The 17,441-nt window shown below is 71.6% G+C and carries 15 protein-coding genes; 7 read left to right on the forward strand and 8 right to left on the reverse strand.

Annotation, left to right across the window (positions count from 1 at the left end):
- Positions 1 to 469: 469 nt before the first annotated feature.
- On the reverse strand, positions 470 to 2,176 hold the full coding sequence (locus tag ABGB10_RS31635) for a bifunctional metallophosphatase/5'-nucleotidase (RefSeq protein ID WP_347664647.1): 1,707 nt from the start codon (positions 2,174 to 2,176) through the stop codon (positions 470 to 472).
- Positions 2,177 to 2,580: 404 nt separating this feature from the next.
- On the opposite strand from ABGB10_RS31635, the gene ABGB10_RS31640 reads away from it, so the two are divergent.
- A complete protein-coding gene (locus tag ABGB10_RS31640; protein ID WP_347664648.1) occupies positions 2,581 to 3,378 on the forward strand; it encodes an alpha/beta fold hydrolase in 798 nt (265 codons plus the stop codon).
- A 135-nt stretch (positions 3,379 to 3,513) separates the two neighbouring features.
- Here the strand turns inward: ABGB10_RS31640 and ABGB10_RS31645 are convergent, their stop codons facing one another.
- On the reverse strand, positions 3,514 to 4,164 hold the full coding sequence (locus ABGB10_RS31645) for a histone deacetylase (RefSeq protein ID WP_347664649.1): 651 nt from the start codon (positions 4,162 to 4,164) through the stop codon (positions 3,514 to 3,516).
- Between the two features lie 11 nt (positions 4,165 to 4,175).
- Positions 4,176 to 4,955 (reverse strand): phosphodiesterase, encoded by a 780-nt coding sequence (locus tag ABGB10_RS31650; protein ID WP_347664650.1) that lies wholly within the window; start codon positions 4,953 to 4,955, stop codon positions 4,176 to 4,178.
- 204 nt (positions 4,956 to 5,159) lie between these two features.
- On the opposite strand from ABGB10_RS31650, the gene ABGB10_RS31655 reads away from it, so the two are divergent.
- Positions 5,160 to 6,569 (forward strand): sensor domain-containing diguanylate cyclase, encoded by a 1,410-nt coding sequence (locus ABGB10_RS31655; RefSeq protein ID WP_347664651.1) that lies wholly within the window; start codon positions 5,160 to 5,162, stop codon positions 6,567 to 6,569.
- On the opposite strand, the gene ABGB10_RS31660 is transcribed toward ABGB10_RS31655, so the two are convergent.
- Complete coding sequence (locus ABGB10_RS31660; RefSeq protein WP_347664652.1) at positions 6,566 to 7,627, reverse strand: aspartate-semialdehyde dehydrogenase; 1,062 nt, start codon at positions 7,625 to 7,627, stop codon at positions 6,566 to 6,568. The two genes, ABGB10_RS31655 and ABGB10_RS31660, sit on opposite strands and share 4 nt — an antisense overlap.
- Before the next feature lie 5 nt (positions 7,628 to 7,632).
- On the reverse strand, positions 7,633 to 8,898 hold the full coding sequence (locus ABGB10_RS31665; protein WP_088987236.1) for an aspartate kinase: 1,266 nt from the start codon (positions 8,896 to 8,898) through the stop codon (positions 7,633 to 7,635).
- A 258-nt stretch (positions 8,899 to 9,156) separates the two neighbouring features.
- On the opposite strand from ABGB10_RS31665, the gene ABGB10_RS31670 reads away from it, so the two are divergent.
- The 3 genes from ABGB10_RS31670 (at position 9,157) to leuA (ending at position 12,621) form a co-directional block, all read left to right on the forward strand.
- Positions 9,157 to 9,948: a hypothetical protein gene (locus tag ABGB10_RS31670; protein WP_347664653.1), complete on the forward strand. Its 792-nt coding sequence runs from the start codon at positions 9,157 to 9,159 to the stop codon at positions 9,946 to 9,948.
- An 85-nt stretch (positions 9,949 to 10,033) separates the two neighbouring features.
- On the forward strand, positions 10,034 to 10,573 hold the full coding sequence (locus ABGB10_RS31675) for a nitroreductase family protein (protein WP_347664654.1): 540 nt from the start codon (positions 10,034 to 10,036) through the stop codon (positions 10,571 to 10,573).
- A 296-nt stretch (positions 10,574 to 10,869) separates the two neighbouring features.
- On the forward strand, positions 10,870 to 12,621 hold the full coding sequence (gene leuA / locus ABGB10_RS31680) for a 2-isopropylmalate synthase (RefSeq protein WP_347664655.1): 1,752 nt from the start codon (positions 10,870 to 10,872) through the stop codon (positions 12,619 to 12,621).
- A gap of 51 nt (positions 12,622 to 12,672) precedes the next feature.
- Here the strand turns inward: leuA and ABGB10_RS31685 are convergent, their stop codons facing one another.
- Positions 12,673 to 14,166 (reverse strand): MFS transporter, encoded by a 1,494-nt coding sequence (locus ABGB10_RS31685; RefSeq protein ID WP_347664656.1) that lies wholly within the window; start codon positions 14,164 to 14,166, stop codon positions 12,673 to 12,675.
- Positions 14,167 to 14,273: 107 nt separating this feature from the next.
- Here ABGB10_RS31685 and ABGB10_RS31690 point away from each other — a divergent pair, with 107 nt between their 5' ends.
- Both ABGB10_RS31690 and ABGB10_RS31695 read left to right on the forward strand, forming a co-directional pair.
- Entirely contained in the window at positions 14,274 to 14,930 is a 657-nt protein-coding gene (locus tag ABGB10_RS31690) for an HNH endonuclease family protein (RefSeq protein WP_347664657.1), read from the forward strand.
- Positions 14,927 to 15,295 (forward strand): hypothetical protein, encoded by a 369-nt coding sequence (locus ABGB10_RS31695; RefSeq protein ID WP_347664658.1) that lies wholly within the window; start codon positions 14,927 to 14,929, stop codon positions 15,293 to 15,295. The genes ABGB10_RS31690 and ABGB10_RS31695 overlap by 4 nt, the downstream gene beginning before the upstream one ends.
- A 32-nt stretch (positions 15,296 to 15,327) precedes the next feature.
- On the opposite strand, the gene ABGB10_RS31700 is transcribed toward ABGB10_RS31695, so the two are convergent.
- Both ABGB10_RS31700 and ABGB10_RS31705 read right to left on the reverse strand, forming a co-directional pair.
- Positions 15,328 to 16,431: an oligopeptide/dipeptide ABC transporter ATP-binding protein gene (locus ABGB10_RS31700; RefSeq protein WP_347664659.1), complete on the reverse strand. Its 1,104-nt coding sequence runs from the start codon at positions 16,429 to 16,431 to the stop codon at positions 15,328 to 15,330.
- Positions 16,428 to 17,441, reverse strand: a complete 1,014-nt coding sequence (locus ABGB10_RS31705; protein WP_347664660.1) for an ABC transporter ATP-binding protein — start codon at positions 17,439 to 17,441, stop codon at positions 16,428 to 16,430. Before ABGB10_RS31705 ends, ABGB10_RS31700 begins: the two co-directional genes overlap by 4 nt.

A 17,441-nucleotide genomic window follows, 5' to 3' on the forward strand; every position in this document is an offset into this window, starting at 1 on the left:
CCCGCACCCCGCACCCCGCACCCCGCACCCCGCACCCCGCACCCCGCACCAAAGATCCGCGCAAGTTCCCTGATGTTGCTGTCTCCGACACGCGGGAGGCAGCAACATCCCCGATGTTGCGCGGATCTTGCTCGCGGAACCCGCCGGCGCCGCAAGATCGCGCTCGATCCTGGATCGAGTGGCATCCGCGCGGCCGGAGGCCACTACTTCCATGTTCGAGCGTGATCATGCGACCGACGCGGCCGGGGCGGAGCCACCGACGCAGGGCGAGCCGCCGACGCAGGGCGAGCCACCGGAGCAGGGCGAGCCACCGACGCAGGGCGAGCCACCGACGCAGGGCGAGCCGCCGACGCAGGGCGAGCCGCCGGAGCCGCCGACGCAGGGCAGGGCGGGAAGGGGACGAGACGGGGCGGGGACGGGTCGGGCCCCGGAGCGAATGCTCCGGGGCCCGATGTCGCGGGGTCGGCCGTCAGGCGGCGGGGACCTCGGCGGTGGTGCGGATCCGGTCGAGCGTCGGCGCGGAGACCGGCGACTGGGCGGTCAGGTAGTCCACGAAGGCGTCCAGGTCGATCTGGCCGGTGACCTGGTTCGTCCCCCCGGTGAGGGCGCTGAACCCGTCGCCGCCGCCGGCCAGGAAGTTGTTCACCGTGACCCGGTACGTGGCGGTGGTGTCGACGGCGGTGCCGCCGATGGTGAGGCTGCCCCGGACCACGCGGGTGCCGGCGCACGGGTCGGCCGTGGGGGCGGTGGTGCCGTTCGGGTCGACCACGTAGCCCACCGTGGCCGACGGGTACAGCGTCCGGCCGGTGACGAACTGCTGCTCCAGCACGCAGTAGATCTGTGCGCCGGTCAGGTCCAGCGTCACGAGGTTGTTGGCGAACGGCTGCACCGTGAACGCCTCCTCGTAGGTGACCGGGCCCGCGTCGAGGTCGGCCCGGACCCCGCCCGGGTTCATGAACGCGGCGACCGCGCCCTCCTCGACGTCGGTGGCGGCGAGTTGCGCGTCGGCGATCAGGTTGCCCAACGGCGATTCGCCGAGACTCGTACCGAAGAGGGTCTCCTGGCTCCGGGTGATCGCCTCGCTGGTGACGCCGACCTGGCGGCCGGCGACCGGGCCGAGCACCGTCTTGTAGCGGTTGATCAGCGCGGTCTGCTTCGGGTCCTTGGTGACGTCCCGGGTGACCACGACGTTGTTCGCGGAGGCGGACAGGACGTCACCGCTACGACGGTCGATCTTGAGGTCGATGTCGGTGACGAGGCGACCGAACGAGCTGGCGCTGGTGACCAGTTTGTCGTTGATGTTGCAGTTGTACGCCTGGTGGGTGTGCCCGCTGACCACCACGTCGATCGACGGGTCCATCCGGTTGGCGATGTCCACGATGGGCCCGGTCATGCCGACGCAGTCGTTGATGCCGCCGGTCGTCGCCTGGGTGCCGCCCTCGTGCAGCAGGACGACGATCGCCTCGACGCCCTTGCGGCGCAGCTCACGGGCGTACCGGTTGGCGGTGTCGGCCTCGTCGGCGAAGCTGAGGCCGGCGACGCCCTCCTGGCTGACGATCTGCGGGGTGCCCTCCAGGGTCATCCCGATGAAACCGACCTTGACGCCCTGCACCTTGTGGATCGCGTAAGGGGCCATCAGGGGCTTGCCGGTCGCGGTCTTGAAGGCGTTCGCGGAGAGGTACTTGAAGCCGGCGCCCCGGTACGGGGTGCCGTCGGCGCAACCGTCGACCGGGTGGCAGCCACCGTTCTGGATCCGCAGCAACTCGGCCGCGCCCTCGTCGAACTCGTGGTTGCCGACGCTGGCGTAGTCCAGACCGGCCATGCTCAGCGCCTCGATGGTCGGCTCGTCGTGGAACGCGGCGGAGAGCAGCGGGGACGCGCCGATCAGGTCACCGGCGGCGACCGTGATGGTGTTCTTCTTCTTGGCGGCGGCGCGCAGCTCGGCCAGGTGGGTGGCCAGGTACTCGACGCCGCCCGCGGTCTGCCCGGCGATGGTGCCGCTGGACCCGCTCGGCGGTTCGAGGTTGCCGTGGAAGTCGTTGAGGGCCAGCAGGGTGACGTCGACCGGCTTCGGCCGCGCGTCGGCTTCCTCAGGGCTGGTGGCGACCGCGCCGAACGCGGCCACCGCGAGCGCGGTCAGACCGACAGCGGCCCGACGCATCCTGGTTATGGACATGGATCTCCTTGTGAGAATCGGCAGGTGCGGTGCCCGGCCTCTGGGTCGACCGGGCCGCCGACCCGACGCCGTCGGAAGGGTCGTGGTTGGCGGCGGTTGGGGATGGCCGCCCCGCATCGACAGCCTCTCATCCGGACGCCGACCGGGCGACCCAGGCAGCACGACGGAGCTGCGAGTCGGCCGGATTCGAGACCAGGCGGTCGCGCTGGTCCTGGTCGTCGCCATGACGGCGGTCACCGGCAGATCGACCGCCGGCTGGGCACGACGATCGCACCGCACCGGATGGCAGTCCGGGCACCTCCTTGGACGCCGCGCGGATGTCGCCGTTTGCCGCCGTCTGCCTGACAACGTCGGACCCGAGGTCTAGAAAGGACGTCAGGGTCGACACGGACGGAGACGGCATCGTGAGCGCAACGACACCGACGGTGGAGCAGGTGCGATCGGCGGACGGCACACCCATCGCGTTCGAACGGTCCGGGTCTGGGCCGTCGCTCGTCCTGGTCGGCGGCGCGTTCAACGACCGCAACACGACACGCGCGCTCGGGGCGGCGTTGGCACCGGACTTCACCGTGTTCGGCTACGACCGCCGGGGCCGTGGGCACAGTGGTGACACCGCTCCGTACGAGATCGGCCGGGAGATCGACGACCTGGCCGCGGTGATCGCGGCGGCCGGTGGTTCCGCAGCGCTCTACGGGATTTCCTCCGGCGCGATCCTGGCCGCCCTCGCGACCGCGCAGGGTCTGCCGGTGACCGGGTTGGTCCTGTTCGAGCCGCCGTTTCAGGTCGGCTCGCACGCGGGCGTCCGGAAGGACATCACCGCGCAGCTCATCGAGCTGATCGCCGCCGACGATCGGGATGGCGCGGTGGAGGTCTTCCTCACCGCGTCGGTGGGGTTGCCGGCCGAGGCGGTCGCCGGGATGCGGGCGCAACCGATGTGGGGCGCACTGACCGCGATCGCGCACACCCTGCCGTACGACGCGGTGATCACGGCGGGCGGGCGACTGCCCGCCGACCGCCTGGCGACGATCACCGCGCCGACCCTCGCGGTGGAAAGCACCGGGAGTCCACAGTGCCTGCGGGACGGCAGCCGGGCCGCGGCCGAGGCGGTTCCTGGCGGGCGGTCCGTCAGCCTCGACGGCGGCAACCACGAGGTGCCGCCGACGACGCTCGCCCCCGCGCTGCGTGAGTTCCTGCTCGGTTGACGGCCGGCGCGCCTGACCGCCGGGCCGGCTTGAGGGAACGCCCAGCGCTCGGGGCTGGCGTGACGAAGCGGCCCAGCGTCGGGGCCGGCCAGAGGGAGCGGGCCAGCGCCGGGGCCGGCGTGACAGAGCGGGCCGTCAGGGCTCGGCCAGGGCCTCGGTGACCAGGGCAGCGACGGCATCCGGCGGCCAGGCGTCCGCCACCCCGGGCCGGACTGCCAGATAGCCGGCGATTCGTTCGGCTGGCCAGCCGTGCGACTCGCGTAGGCCACGGGCGATCATGCCGAGGTAGGTCGGCGCGGGTGGCCGGCACCGCACACCGGACGCCCCCTCGGGTGCGGTGAAGGTGAGCATCGGGACGCCGCTGTGACTGCCCGGGCAGACCAGCGTCTCGTACCGTCCGGGGCCGAGCATCGCCCGCCCGTTGGCGATGGCGGCCTCGATGGCCGCACCGGTCGTCCGGGTCAGGTCGTCGGTCTCGCCCGCTGGGCGGTACATCTCCTGCGCCGCGATGTCGGTGAACTGCTCCAGGGTCACCAGGTAGGCGCGGGCGGCGGCTTCGCCCGGCAGGTGCGGGTCGTAGAAGGCCATTCCTCCGGTCCAGGCGCCGGACTCGCCGGCGAAGTAGACGCCTCCGGGCAGCGACACCGGCACCGACCGGCTCGGTGGGCGTCGGTCCCGGCACCCCGGGTACGTCCGCATTCCTCCGGGCGGGCAGCCGCCGCCGATGTACCAGCCCAGCCGGGCGGCGTGCATGTTCGAGCCGTACGCGACGTACCAGACCTGCACGACGGGTGCCCTCAGAAGCCGCAGGTCTGGCCAGCGGAGTGGCTCACCTGCACGGTGTGCGTCACGCAGCCGCCCGCCTCCACGACGTGCAGCAGGAAGGCGGTCGGCTCGTCGACCCAACCGATCTGCTCGTCGGCGCTCATGGTGAGCGTGCTCTGCTTCCAGGTGCTCGGTGCCACGGTGAGCACCGTGCCCGCGTACGCCGTGGTGACCGGGCGGTGCAGGTGCCCGGCGGCGACCCGGACGACGTGCCGGTGCCGGCCGACCACCTCGGCCAGCGCGTCACCGTCGGCGAGCCGGAGCGTGTCGGCCGCGGGGATACCGACCGCGACCGGCGGATGGTGCAGGCAGACGACGGCGGGCACCTCGGGTCGCCCGGCCAGCACCCCGTCGAGCCAGCCGAGCTGCTCCTCACCGAGCTGGCCGCCGCTGCTGCCGGGGACGAGTGAGTCGAGCACCACGACCGTCGCCGTGTCGTGGTCGACGTGGTAGTAGGCGGAGAATCCGCCGCCGAGCCAGGGGGTGCCCCCGAACGCGTCGAGCAGCGACTCCCGGTCGTCGTGGTTGCCGGGAACGAGGTGCACCGGCAACGGGAACCGGCCGATCAGCTCGCGCAGTGCCGCGTACTCGTCGGGTCGCCCGTGGTCGACCAGGTCGCCGGTGATCACCACGCAGTCCGGTCGGGGGCGCAGCGCGAGCACCCGACCGAGCGCGCGGTGCAGCCCTGCGGCCGGTGCGGCGGCGAGCAGGCCGGTGGTCAGGTGCGGGTCACTGAGCTGAGCGATGATCATGGATCGTCTCCTCGGCGCCGGGAGTCTCACGCTATCGCCGGGCACTGCGCCACGGGGCCCGGTGCCCACTGCCCACAGGCTGCGTCCACAGCCTGTGGATAGCACATATGTACGAATCGGGTCGCTTCGCGCAGTCGTGAGTACGCTTGATCGCGCGGCTCGGCGCCGGCCGGGCTCCTCCCCTACCTGGAACGACGGGTGCGAGTGGATCATCAGCGAGTCATCCGTGACGTCACCGTCCGCCTGCCGATGGCGTCGAGCACGCCGGAGGCCTGTCGGTGGACGGTCACCGCGCTGTCCCGCCACACCCCGGCGACCATCTCCGTGTTGCTCGCGGCACACGACCGTCTGCGCTGCGTCGCGGCGACCGGGGCCTGGCAGGTCTTCGCCACCGTGCCGGCGCGAACCGGCATCGTCGGCCGGGTGTACGCCACCGGCGCCCCCGCCGCCGTCCCGGACGTCACCGTCGATCCGGACTACCTTCCGGTACGCCCGGACGTGACAGCCGAGCTGTGCGTACCGGTGCTGGACCCGGCGGGTCGGGCGATCGGCGTCCTCGACCTGCAATGGAGTGCGCCGGTCGACCTGGAGCCGTGGCGGGAGACCGCGCAGCAGGTGGCCGACCGGCTCGGCGCGCGGATCGCCGCCCTCGGAGGTCCACCGGAGGAGAGCCGCAGCGAGAAACTACTCCGGCACGCGGCGGCACTCTCCGCCGCACCCACCGAGGCGGACGTGTTGAGCGTGGCGGCGTGCGCCGCGCGTGAGGTCTCCGCTCTCTCCACCGCGGTGCTGCTGATGGCGGGGCAGCTCGGCCCGACGCCGGCGACGCCGAGCGATCTGGAGATCCGCATTCGGGCCGAGTTGACCGAGTCGGGCCCGGCCGCGCTGGACCGGATGGTCGACCGGGCACACCGGTACGGAGCTGGGTACACGCTGGGCGAGGCGGGGCATCCCCCGACCGAGGACTATCGACCGCTGACCCGGGCCGGGGTGCGCACGCTGGTCGCCGTTCCGGTGGGGCCCCCGGAGGTCGGCGGGGTGCTGCTGGTCGCGGACGAACGCGCACTGCGCCCGGACCCGACCACGGTCAGCCTGATGGAACTGCTCGCCGGGCAGGCCTGGACGAGCCTGGACCGGCTGCGCACGCTGGCCCGACTGCGGGAACAGGCCAGCTCCGACCCGCTGACCGGGTTGCGGCACACCGGCCCGTTCGGGCAGCGGATCGCGGCGGCCACTCCGGGGCGTACGGCCCTGCTGGCGATCGACGTGGACGGCTTCAAGACCGTCAACGACACGTACGGCCACCAGGCCGGCGACCGGGTGCTGGTCGGGTTGGCCCGGGCGCTGGAGGGGGCGCTGCGCCACGGCGACGAGCTGTACCGGATCGGCGGCGACGAGTTCGTCGCGGTGATCGAGGTGAGCCGCCCCGAGGAGGCGGTCCGGATCGCTGAACGGTTGGCCGAGGCAGCCCGACGCATCGGCCGCACGATCAGTGTGGGCGTCGCGCTGCCCCGCCCCGGCGAAACCCCCGACCGCACCCTGCGAAGGGCCGACCAGGCCCTCTACGCGGTGAAGCGTCAAGGCCGAGACGGCGTACGCCTGTCCGCCGCCTAGCTGGTCTTCAGCTCCTTGGCGAGGAGTTCGGCGATCTGGGCCGTGTTGAGGGCCGCCCCCTTGCGGAGGTTGTCGCCGGTGACGAAGAAGTCGAGGGCGCGGGGGTCGTCCAGGGCGCGGCGGATCCGGCCGACCCAGGACGGGTCGGTGCCGACCGCGTCGATCGGCATCGGGAACTCTCCGGCCGCGGGATCGTCGACCAGGATCACTCCGGGTGCGTTGCGCAGCGCCTCGCGGGCGCCCTCGGCGTCCACCTCGCTGGCGAAGACGGCGTGCACGGCCACCGAGTGCGCGGTGACCACCGGCACCCGAACGCAGGTGGCGGACACCTTGAGGTCGGGCAGGCCGAGGATCTTCCGCGACTCGTTGCGGATCTTCATCTCCTCCGACGACCAGCCAGCGTCTGCCGGAGAGCCGGCCCAGGGCACCACGTTGAGCGCGAGCGGTGCCGGGAACGGGCCGAGGTCGTCGCCGACCGCCTGCCGGACGTCACCGGTGCGTGAGCCGAGTGCCCGATCACCGGCGACCTTGGTGAGCTGGTCGTGCAGGGTGTCGACGCCGGATTTGCCCGCCCCGGAAACCGCCTGGTAGGAGGCGAGCACCAACTCCCGTAGGCCGTACTCACGGTGCAGCGGCGCGACCGCGACGATCATCGCGAGGGTGGTGCAGTTGGCGTTGGCGATGATGCCCCGGGGCCGGTTGCGGACCTGCTCGGGGTTGATCTCCGGAACGACCAGCGGGACGTCCCGGTCCATCCGGAACGCGCCGGAGTTGTCGACCGCGATCGCGCCTCGGGAGACGGCGATCGGTGCCCACTCGGCGGAGACCTCGTCGGGCACGTCGAACATCGCCACGTCGACCCCGTCGAACGCCTCGGGGGTCAGCGCCTGGACGACCATCTCCTCGCCTCGGCAGCGCACCACGCGCCCGACCGAACGCTCGGAGGCGAGCAGTCGGATCTCACCCCAGACGTTGCGTCGTCCGGTGAGCAGCTCGCACATCACGGTGCCGACGGCACCTGTCGCTCCGACCACGGCGAGGGTGGGCAGCGCCGTCATCGGCGCTACCTACCCGTCCCCGCGTAGACCACGGCTTCGGTGTCGCCGCCCAGCTCGAACGCGTCGTGGATGGCGCGGACGGCGGCGTCGAGGTCGGTGTCCCGGCAGACCACGGAGACCCGGATCTCGGAGGTGGAGATCATCTCGATGTTGACGCCGGCCGCGCCGAGCGCGGCGAAGAAGCCGGCGGCGACACCGGGGTGCGAGCGCATGCCGGCACCGATCAGCGAGACCTTGCCGACGTGGTCGTCGTAGAGCAGGCCCTTGAACTTGACCGGCTCCTGGATCTTGCTGAGTGCCGCCATCGCGGTCGGGCCGTCGGCCTTGGGCAGGGTGAACGAGATGTCCGTCCGGCCGGTGCCCTCGGTGGAGACGTTCTGCACGATCATGTCGATGTTGATCTCGGCGCCGGCGACGGTGTCGAAGATCCGCGCGGCGGCGCCCGGCTCGTCGGGCACCCCGACGATCGTGATCTTGGCCTCGCTACGGTCGTGCGCGACCCCGGTGATCAGTGCCTGCTCCACGGAAAGGTCCTCCATCGATCCGGTGACCATCGTGCCGGTGTTGGTCGAGTATGACGAACGGACGTGGATCGGCAACCCCGCCCGCCGGGCGTATTCCACGCTACGCAGGTGCAGAACCTTCGCACCGCAGGCGGCCAGCTCCAGCGTCTCCTCGTAGGTGATGTGCTGGATGTGCCGGGCGTTGGGCACGATCCGGGGGTCTGCGGTGAAGATGCCGTCCACGTCGGTGTAGATCTCGCAGACGTCGGCGTGCAGGGCGGCGGCGAGCGCCACGGCGGTGGTGTCCGACCCGCCCCGGCCCAGGGTGGTGACGTCCTTGGTGTCCTGCGAAACGCCCTGGAAGCCGGCCACGATGACCACCGAACCCTCGTCGAGCGCGCCCTTGAGCCGCCCGGGGGTGACGTCGATGATCCGGGCGCGGCCGTGCACCGAGGTGGTGATGACGCCGGCCTGCGAGCCGGTGAACGAGCGTGCTTCGTACCCCAGGTTGTGGATCGCCATGGCGAGCAGCGCCATGGAGATCCGCTCGCCGGCGGTGAGCAGCATGTCCAGCTCGCGGCCCGGCGGCAGCGGGCTGACCTGGTTGGCCAGGTCGAGCAGCTCGTCGGTGGTGTCCCCCATCGCGGAGACCACCACCACCACGTCGTCGCCGGCCTTGCGGGCGGCGACGATGCGCTCGGCCACCCGCTTGATCCGCTCGGCGTTGGCGACGGACGACCCGCCGTACTTCTGCACCACGAGTGCCACGACGTGCACTCCCTCCCAGCGACCCTGAGCGTGCCGACGCCGCCGGAACCGGGGCCGGCGGCGCGTGTCAAACCCCTTGAGGGTATCCGGCGGGTAACGACGGCGGGTCAGGTGATCCCACCATCCGGCCCGCACGGTCGCCGCCGGACCGCTCCCACCAGGCCGGGAGGTACGCGGACACGAGCCCGTCCGACACGCCGGAGCGAGCCTGGTACGCGCCGGCACCCACCAACCCTTCGCAGCCACCAGAATGGGCCGGTGCCCGTCCTCATCCGCTCGGCCGGCCGTGTGCTCGGGCCGCTCGTGTTCGCCCTGCCGGCGCTCCTGGTCGCCTGCTCCAGCACGCAGCCACCGACCCCGACGCCCACCGATCCCGGGCCGGTCGCGGTGGACGCCGCACGGGACGAGCTGGCCGCCCTGGCCGCAGCCGCCCAGGACCGCCACCTGGTGGCGCAGTACGTGTACAGCCGGGCCGGCCAGCCGGACCGCACCATCGTGTTCACCAGCGCGAACGACGGCACCTGGCGGGTCGACGTGCCGGGGGGCGCGTTGGGCGGCAGCGTCGACGTCTCGATGGCCGCCACCGCCGACGGGCTGTTCCAGTGCGCTCTGCCGTCGGCCGTTCGACCGGAGCCGGCGACCTGCGTACGCGTCGGTGAGCGGGACGAGCCCCTTCCGCGCCGGCTGGACCCCCGGGTCCAGCACCCGCTGACCGACTGGTTGGACGTGCTCACCGACCGACGCGCGCCGTTGGCGGTGGCTCCGGCCGCCGCGCCCGAGGGCCTGACCGGCACCTGTTACTCGGTGGACTCCACCTCGGCGTCGCTCAACGCCCCGCTGGATGTGGGCATCTACTGCTATGACCGGGACGGCACGCCGACCGGCGTGCGGACCGGAGCTGGCACGCTGCGGCTGGCCGCGCCGCCCGGTCCACCCCCGGCCACCGTGCAGTTGGCCGGCCCGGTGACCGACGGCGATCCGCTCGGTACGGCGGCTCCGCCGACGCCGACTCCTGACCCGTCGGACAGCGCGAGCGCGGGAACGTCCTGATCTTCGTCCCGTTACGGGTGCCCTTGCCCACATTTGAGCGACCCCCACCCACCGAGCGAATCGCCCATACGGGACGATTGTCGCCATGGCCGAACTGACCCCACTGCTCGCCTACCGCTGGAGTCCCCTGGCGTTCGATCCCACCGAGGAGCTGAGCGCGGACGATTCTTCCTCTCTCCTGGAGGCGGCCCGTTGGGCACCGTCGTTGGGCAACCGCCAGCCCTGGCGGTTCACCCTCGGCCACCGCGACGACGAGACCTGGAAGCGGATCCTGGTCAACCTGCCCGAGCGTGAGCAGCGCTGGGCGCACCGCGCCGCCGCCCTGCTGCTCGCCGCGCACGTCGACTCCGACGCCGCGCCGGCCGACGGGATCGCCTACGACCTGGGTCAGGCCGTCGCCCACCTCACCGTGCAGGCCACCGCGCTCGGGCTGCACGTACGCCAGGTCCTCACCGTCGACCGCGCCGGACTCGCCGCGGACCTGCACCTTCCCGCCGACGTGCGGCCGTACGCGGTGCTCGCCGTCGGGCAGCTGGGCGACCCGCTCAGCCTCCCGGCCGACCTGATTGCCGAGGAGACCGGCCTACGTCGCCGCCGCCCCCTCGCCGACCTGCTGCTCGGCTGACCGGCCCTCGGACGACCCGCTCCGGCCCGCCGGGGCAGACCATGACGCCGGTCCCATAGTCCGGACCTGCCTTCCCACCGCCCCTGCCATCACGTAGGGTGACGTGGTCATGTGGCAGGCGCTTGTTCTCCTTAGCCGCCGCGACGAGGCCTGACCGGCCGGCACCTCGTCGCGGAGTTGCATCGCGCCGTCCAGCACATCCGATTTTCTTCTCGGCACCGCCGCGCACCGTTGCCCGGCATCTCGCCGACACCTTCCGATCTGCTGACGCCACATGTTCCAGGGAGCACTCTGAGATGGCTCAACCTGTCACCGACGCCGAAACCGATCCGTTCGCTCGGCAACGCCCGAGCCGGATGCCGTACCACCGCTACCAGCCCTACCGGGAGCAGTTCCGGGTCGAGCTGCCGGACCGCAGCTGGCCCACCCGCACTGTCGAGGCCGCCCCACGGTGGTGCGCGGTGGATCTCCGCGACGGCAACCAGGCACTGATCGACCCGATGTCGCCCGAGCGCAAGCGGCGGATGTTCCAGCTGCTCGTCCAGATGGGCTACAAGGAGATCGAGGTCGGCTTCCCGTCGGCCAGTCAGACCGACTTCGACTTCGTCCGGCAGCTCATCGAACAGGACATGATCCCGGACGACGTCACCATCCAGGTGCTCACCCAGTGCCGGGAGCACCTGATCGAGCGGACGTTCGAGTCGCTGCGCGGGGCCAAGCGGGCCATCGTGCACTTCTACAACTCGACCTCCACCCTCCAGCGCCGGGTGGTCTTCGGCCTGGACAAGGACGGCATCGCCGACATCGCCACCACCGGTGCGCGGCTCTGCCAGAAGTACGCGGAGATCCACACCCCGGACACCGACATCTTCTACGAGTACTCGCCGGAGTCGTACACGGGCACCGAGCTGGAGTACGCGCTGGAGGTCTGCTCCCGGGTCATCGACGTGATCGACCCGACGCCCGACCGCCCGCTGATCATCAACCTGCCGGCCACCGTCGAGATGGCCACGCCCAACGTGTACGCCGACTCGATCGAGTGGATGCACAGGCACCTGCCGCGTCGGGACAGCGTGGTGCTGAGCCTGCACCCGCACAACGACCGGGGCACCGGGGTCGCCGCCGCCGAGCTGGGCCTGCTCGCCGGTGCGGACCGCATCGAGGGCTGCCTGTTCGGCAACGGTGAGCGCACCGGCAACGTCGACCTGGTGACGCTGGGGCTCAACCTGTTCTCCCAGGGCATCGACCCGATGATCGACTTCTCGAACATCGACGAGATCCGCCGGGCTGTCGAATACTGCAACCAACTGCCGGTGCACGAGCGCCACCCGTACGCGGGCGACCTGGTCTACACCGCCTTCTCCGGCTCCCACCAGGACGCGATCAAGAAGGGCTTCGACGCCCTGGCCGCCGACGCGAAGGCTGCCGGCGTACCGGTGGACGAGCACACCTGGGCCGTTCCGTACCTGCCGATCGACCCGAAGGACCTGGGCCGCACCTACGAGGCGGTCATCCGGGTCAACTCGCAGTCCGGCAAGGGCGGCGTCGCGTACATCATGAAGAGCGAGCACCAACTGGACCTGCCCCGGCGGCTGCAGATCGAGTTCTCCGGGGTGGTGCAGCAGGTCACCGACCACGACGGCGGCGAGGTCGACCCGGGCGCCATGTGGGAGATCTTCGCGACGCACTACCTGCTCGACCACCAGCCCGACCCGGCGGTCCGGTTGGCCGGCTACACGATCGGCACGGCGGACGGCAAGGTCGAGATCGAGGCCCAGGTCGGCGTGGGCGCCGAGCAGCGCTCGCTCGCCGCGGTCGGCAACGGTCCGATCGACGCCTATGTCAACGCGCTGCACACGGTCGGCGTGGGTGTACGGGTGCTCGACTACCACGAGCACGCGCTCTCCTCCGGCGGGGACGCGCAGGCCGCCGCGTACGTCGAGTGCGAGGTCGACGGTCGGACGGTCTGGGGTGTCGGCACCGACGCCAACATCGTCACCGCCTCGATCAAGGCGGTCACCAGCGCCGTCAACCGCGCCCGCCGCTAGCTGCAAGGAAGGGCACCTTATTAACGCCCCGCGTTAATAAGGTGCCCTTCCTTACTTCGGGGGTGTCGCGGCGGGCATCGAGTGGCAGGGCTGAGACGGCGGGGCCGCCCGGGGCGGCCGGTGCACCAGCACGAGGGCCAGCACCGCGCCGGCCACGAGCAGGCCGGCGCACCACTCCATCGCGCCGCTGAACGCGTCGGTCAGTTCGCCCTTCTGCTCGTACCCGCCGCCGGAGAGGCCGACCAGCAGCGGCAGCGCCGCCACCGCGAGCAGGCCACCGGCCCGGGACGCGGCGTTGTTGAAGCCGCTGGCCACGCCGGAGAAGCGGTCCTGCACGGCGGCCAGCACCGACGCGGTCAGCGGTGCCACGACCAGGGTCAGCCCGATACCGAAGAGCAGCACCCCGGGCAGCACATCCGTCCAGTACGACGCGCCCGGTCCGACGCCGCGCAGCAGCAACAGGCCGACGGCGGCCACCACCGGGCCGATGGTCAACGGCAGCCGGGGGCCGATCCGCGCCGACAACGCTCCCGAGCGGGCCGACCCGACCAACAGCAGCAGGGTCATCGGCAGTAGTGCGATGCCGGTACGGAAGGCCGACCACCCGACCACGTTCTGCAGGTAGACGGCGAAGAAGAAGGTGAAGCCGGTGAGCGCCGCGTAGACGACCACGGTGAAGATGTTCAGCACCGAGAAGAGCCGGCTGGAGAACAGCCCGGTGGGGAGCATCGCGGCGTCGCCGCGCCGCCGTTCGAGCAGGATGAAGGCCACCGCCGACAGCACCCCGACCAGCGCCGCGATCAGCACCGGCGCCGAGTCGTAGCCGCGTGCCGGCACGTCGATCAGGGCGTACGTGACACCGGCGAGCGCGAGTGCCCCGAGCAGGGCTCCCGCGACGTCGAACCGGCGTCGGGTCCGCCCGGGGGCCGCGGTGCGGGATGCGCTCTCGTCCCGGCTCTCCGGCACCCAGCGCACCGTGGCCAGCACCACCAGGACGGCGAGCGGCAGGTTGAGGAAGAAGATCCAACGCCAGGAGAGCGCGTCGATCAGCCACCCCCCGATGAACGGGCCGAGCGCGGTCGACACCCCGGACAGCCCGGCCCACGCGCCGATCGCCCGGCCCCGGTCGTCCGGGTGGAAGCTCGCCTGGAGCACGGACAGCGATCCGGGCGTGAGCAGCGCGCCGCCGGCGCCCTGGAGAAACCGGGCTGCGATCAGCCAACCGGTGCCCTGGGCCAGCCCGCAGAGCACGGAGGCGACGGTGAACCAGACCACGCCGATCAGGAAGACGCGTCGTCGACCGAAGCGGTCCCCGAGCGCTCCGCCGAGCAGCACGAACGCCGCCAGCATCAGCAGGTAGCCGTTGATGGTCCACTGAAGATCGGACACATTCGCGCCGAGGTCCTGCCCGAGCTTCGGCAGCGCCACGTTGACGACAGTCGTGTCGAGGAAGACCATGCCAGAGGCGAGCACGGCGGCGAGCAGCGTGCCCCGGCCGGCGGCGGTGCCCATCCGGAGGGCAGACGCCGGTACGGGTGCGGTCATCCCACCAATGTGCCCTGCATCCTGTGGGAGACGCCACGAAATGCCAAAACCTCGCCCGGGTACTGTGCGCAATCGCCGGGAGACCGCAAGCTGGAGAGGTGTCGTCTGTGCGTACCACATCAGGACCGCGAGCGGCGGTGGCCGTGCTCGCCGCAGCGCTGGCGCTCGGCGTTGCCGGTTGCGTCCCGCAGGACGAGCCGGACGCTCAGCCGTCGAGCGACGGCGGCAACGCCGTGCAGCAACTCGGCCAGCTCACCGTGGCCACTGCCGGCTCGATGAAGGGCTACAGCAGAGACCACTTCCCGCACTGGCGCGACACCGGCAAGAACTGCGACGTGCGGGACAGCATTCTCCAGCGCGACGGTAAGGACGTGAAGCTCTCCGGCTGCAACGTGGTCGGCGGACGCTGGGAGAGCGTGTACGACGGCCGTAGCGCCGCCGATCCTTCCGACGTGGACATCGACCACATGGTGCCGTTGGCCAACGCCTGGCGCTCGGGCGCCGACGAGTGGGACGACCAGAAGCGCGGCGACTTCGCCAACGACACCACACGTCCGCAGCTCATCGCGGTTTCCGCGTCCTCCAACCGGGCAAAGGGTGACCAGGACCCGTCCCAGTGGAAGCCGGCGAACCGCGAGTACTGGTGCAAGTACGCCGAGAGTTGGGTGACGGTCAAGCACTACTGGCGGCTGACGGTGACCAGCGCCGAGAAGGCCGCCCTGACCGACATGTTGGAGGGCTGCACAGTGGGGAACGAGTCGTGACGGCCGCCGAGGAGAGCGGCCCGGCCGCCGCCGGGATGACCGCGGACGGCAGCGCCGAGACTCCCGCCGCCGTGCCGGGTGCCGGCATGGTGGCGGATTCCGACGGTGCGGCCGGCCCGCAGAGCCGTACCTCCGACATCGTGCCCGGTCCCGGCGGGGTGATGACCGACGAGGTCGGCGTCGTCACCGGCGACCTGACCCTGCGCACCGAGTACGCCGACGGCAAGATCACCCTGCGGGTGCAGTACAAGGACGCGGACGAGTGGTACGCGGTCACCGGCACGTCGGTGACGTTGGCCGACCCGGCGGGCCTGGACGCGGTGCACGGCGTCGCGGTGGGCCTGCTCAACCGCCCGGAGGGCTGAGCACCCCGACGCCGCCGGCACCGCGTCCAGTCTCAGACGTACGAGCCGGGCTCGGTGGGTGCGGAGACCACGGCCGGCGCTTCCCCCTCACCCTCGGGGCGGACGATCTGCGCGCTGACCCCGTGCGGGCGTAGCTCACCGCTGGCGATCTGCTCGGCCCAGTGGCAGGCCACCCGACTGACGCCGATCTCCCGCAACACGGGTCGCTCGTCCGCGCAGCGGGTGGGCTGCGCCCACGGGCAGCGCGTGTGGAAGCGGCAACCGGACGGCGGGTTGGCCGGCGACGGCAGGTCACCGGCGAGCAGGATCCGCTCCCGACGGTCCTCCACGTCCGGGTCCGGCACCGGCACCGCGGACATCAACGCCCGGGTGTACGGGTGCAGCGGCTCGGTGTAGAGCCGGTCGCTCGGCGCCTCCTCGACCAGCGCGCCCAGGTACATCACGCCGACGGTGTCGGAGATGTGTCGGACCACCGCGAGGTCGTGCGCGATCACCAGGTAGGTCAGCCCCAGGCTGTCCTGGAGTTCGTCGAGCAGGTTGACCACCTGGGCCTGGATCGAGACGTCGAGCGCCGAGACCGGCTCGTCGGCGACGATCAGCTCCGGCCCGAGCACCAGCGCGCGGGCGATGCCGATGCGTTGCCGCTGCCCGCCGGAGAACTCGTGCGGGTAGCGGGACAGCGCCCAACGGGGCAGCCCCACCGCGTCCAGGGTCTCCCCGATGAGCCGGCGACGGTCGGTGCGGTCGGCACCGATCCCGTGGGTCTGCATGCCCTCGGTCAGGATCGACTCGACGTTCTGCCGAGGGTCGAGGCTGGACATCGGGTCCTGGAAGATCATCTGCATCCGACGACGCATGCTGCGCAGCTTGCCGGGCGGCAGCGTGGTCAGCTCGACGCCGTCGAACTCGACCTCGCCTGCGGTCGGCGGGGTGAGCTGAAGCAACGCCCGGCCCAGCGTGGACTTACCGCAGCCGGACTCGCCGACCAGGCCGTACGTCTTGCCCCGAGGGATGCTGAGATCCACCCCGTCGACGGCCTTCACATGGCCGACCACCCGGTCGAACAGCACACCCCGCTTGATCGGGAAGTGCACCTTCAGGTCGCGTACCTCGACGAGGATGTCGTTGTCACTCACGCTGGTTCCTCCTCGCGCGGGGCGGGCACCGTGCCGGGCACCGGCTCCGGGTTGACGCACCGGTAGCTACGTCCGTCGTGTGCCTGCACCAACTCCGGGGGCTCACCCACGCACTCGTCGGTCCGCCGGGAGCAGCGCGGGGCGAAGGCACATCCCTCCGGCCAGGGCAGCAGGTCGCGGACCGAGCCGGGAATCGGGCTGAGCTTCTCGCCCCGCCCGGCGTCCAGGCGGGGCACCGAGCCGAGCAGACCCACGGTGTACGGGTGACGCGGCTGGCGGAACAGTGGACGGCGGCGGGCCGTCTCCACCACCCGGCCGCCGTAGAGCACGTTGACGGTGTCGCACATGCCGGCCACCACGCCCAGATCGTGCGTGATCATCAGCAGTGCGGTGCCGGAGTCCCGGACCAGTTCCTTGAGCAGCTCCAGGATCTGGGCCTGGATGGTGACGTCCAGCGCGGTGGTCGGCTCGTCGGCGATGAGCAGCCGAGGCTGGCAGGCCACCGCCATCGCGATGAGCGCACGCTGGCGCATCCCACCGGAGAGCTGGTGCGGGTACTCCTTCAGCCGCCGCTTCGGGTCGGGGATGCCGACCCGGTCCAGCAGCTCCGCCGCCTCCTTCGACGCGGCCGCACCCTTCATCCCCCGGTGCCGGGTCAGCACCTCGGTCACCTGCAGCCCGATGGGGATCACCGGGTTCAGCGACGACAGCGGGTCCTGGAAGATCATCGCGATGTCCCGACCACGGATGTCCCGCCGCGACCGGTCGTCGAGCTGGAGCAGGTCGGTGCCGTCGAACACGGCCTTGCCGCCGACCCGCAGGCCCGGCTGCTTCGGCAGCAGACCCATGATCGCGAGCGAGGTGACGCTCTTGCCACAGCCGGACTCGCCGACCAGGCCGACCACCTCACCGGCGTCGACCGAGAAGGACACCCCGTCGACGGCGTGCACGGCCCGCTGGCCGCGCCGGGCGAACGTGACGGAGAGATCATCAACTTCGAGCAGTGCCAT

This window comes from Micromonospora sp. B9E7, from assembly GCF_039871815.1.
Classification (GTDB): domain Bacteria; phylum Actinomycetota; class Actinomycetes; order Mycobacteriales; family Micromonosporaceae; genus Micromonospora.

Excerpts from the sequence above, each read along its gene's own strand:
- ABGB10_RS31635 (WP_347664647.1), bottom strand. The coding sequence starts at position 2,176 with ATGTCCATAACCAGGATGCGTCGGGCCGCTGTCGGTCTGACCGCGCTC.
- ABGB10_RS31650 (WP_347664650.1), bottom strand. The coding sequence starts at position 4,955 with ATGATCATCGCTCAGCTCAGTGACCCGCACCTGACCACCGGCCTGCTC.
- ABGB10_RS31660 (WP_347664652.1), bottom strand. The coding sequence starts at position 7,627 with ATGACGGCGCTGCCCACCCTCGCCGTGGTCGGAGCGACAGGTGCCGTC.
- ABGB10_RS31675 (WP_347664654.1), top strand. The coding sequence starts at position 10,034 with ATGGCCGAACTGACCCCACTGCTCGCCTACCGCTGGAGTCCCCTGGCG.
- leuA (WP_347664655.1), top strand. The coding sequence starts at position 10,870 with ATGGCTCAACCTGTCACCGACGCCGAAACCGATCCGTTCGCTCGGCAA.
- ABGB10_RS31685 (WP_347664656.1), bottom strand. The coding sequence starts at position 14,166 with ATGACCGCACCCGTACCGGCGTCTGCCCTCCGGATGGGCACCGCCGCC.
- ABGB10_RS31705 (WP_347664660.1), bottom strand. The coding sequence starts at position 17,441 with ATGGCACTGCTCGAAGTTGATGATCTCTCCGTCACGTTCGCCCGGCGC.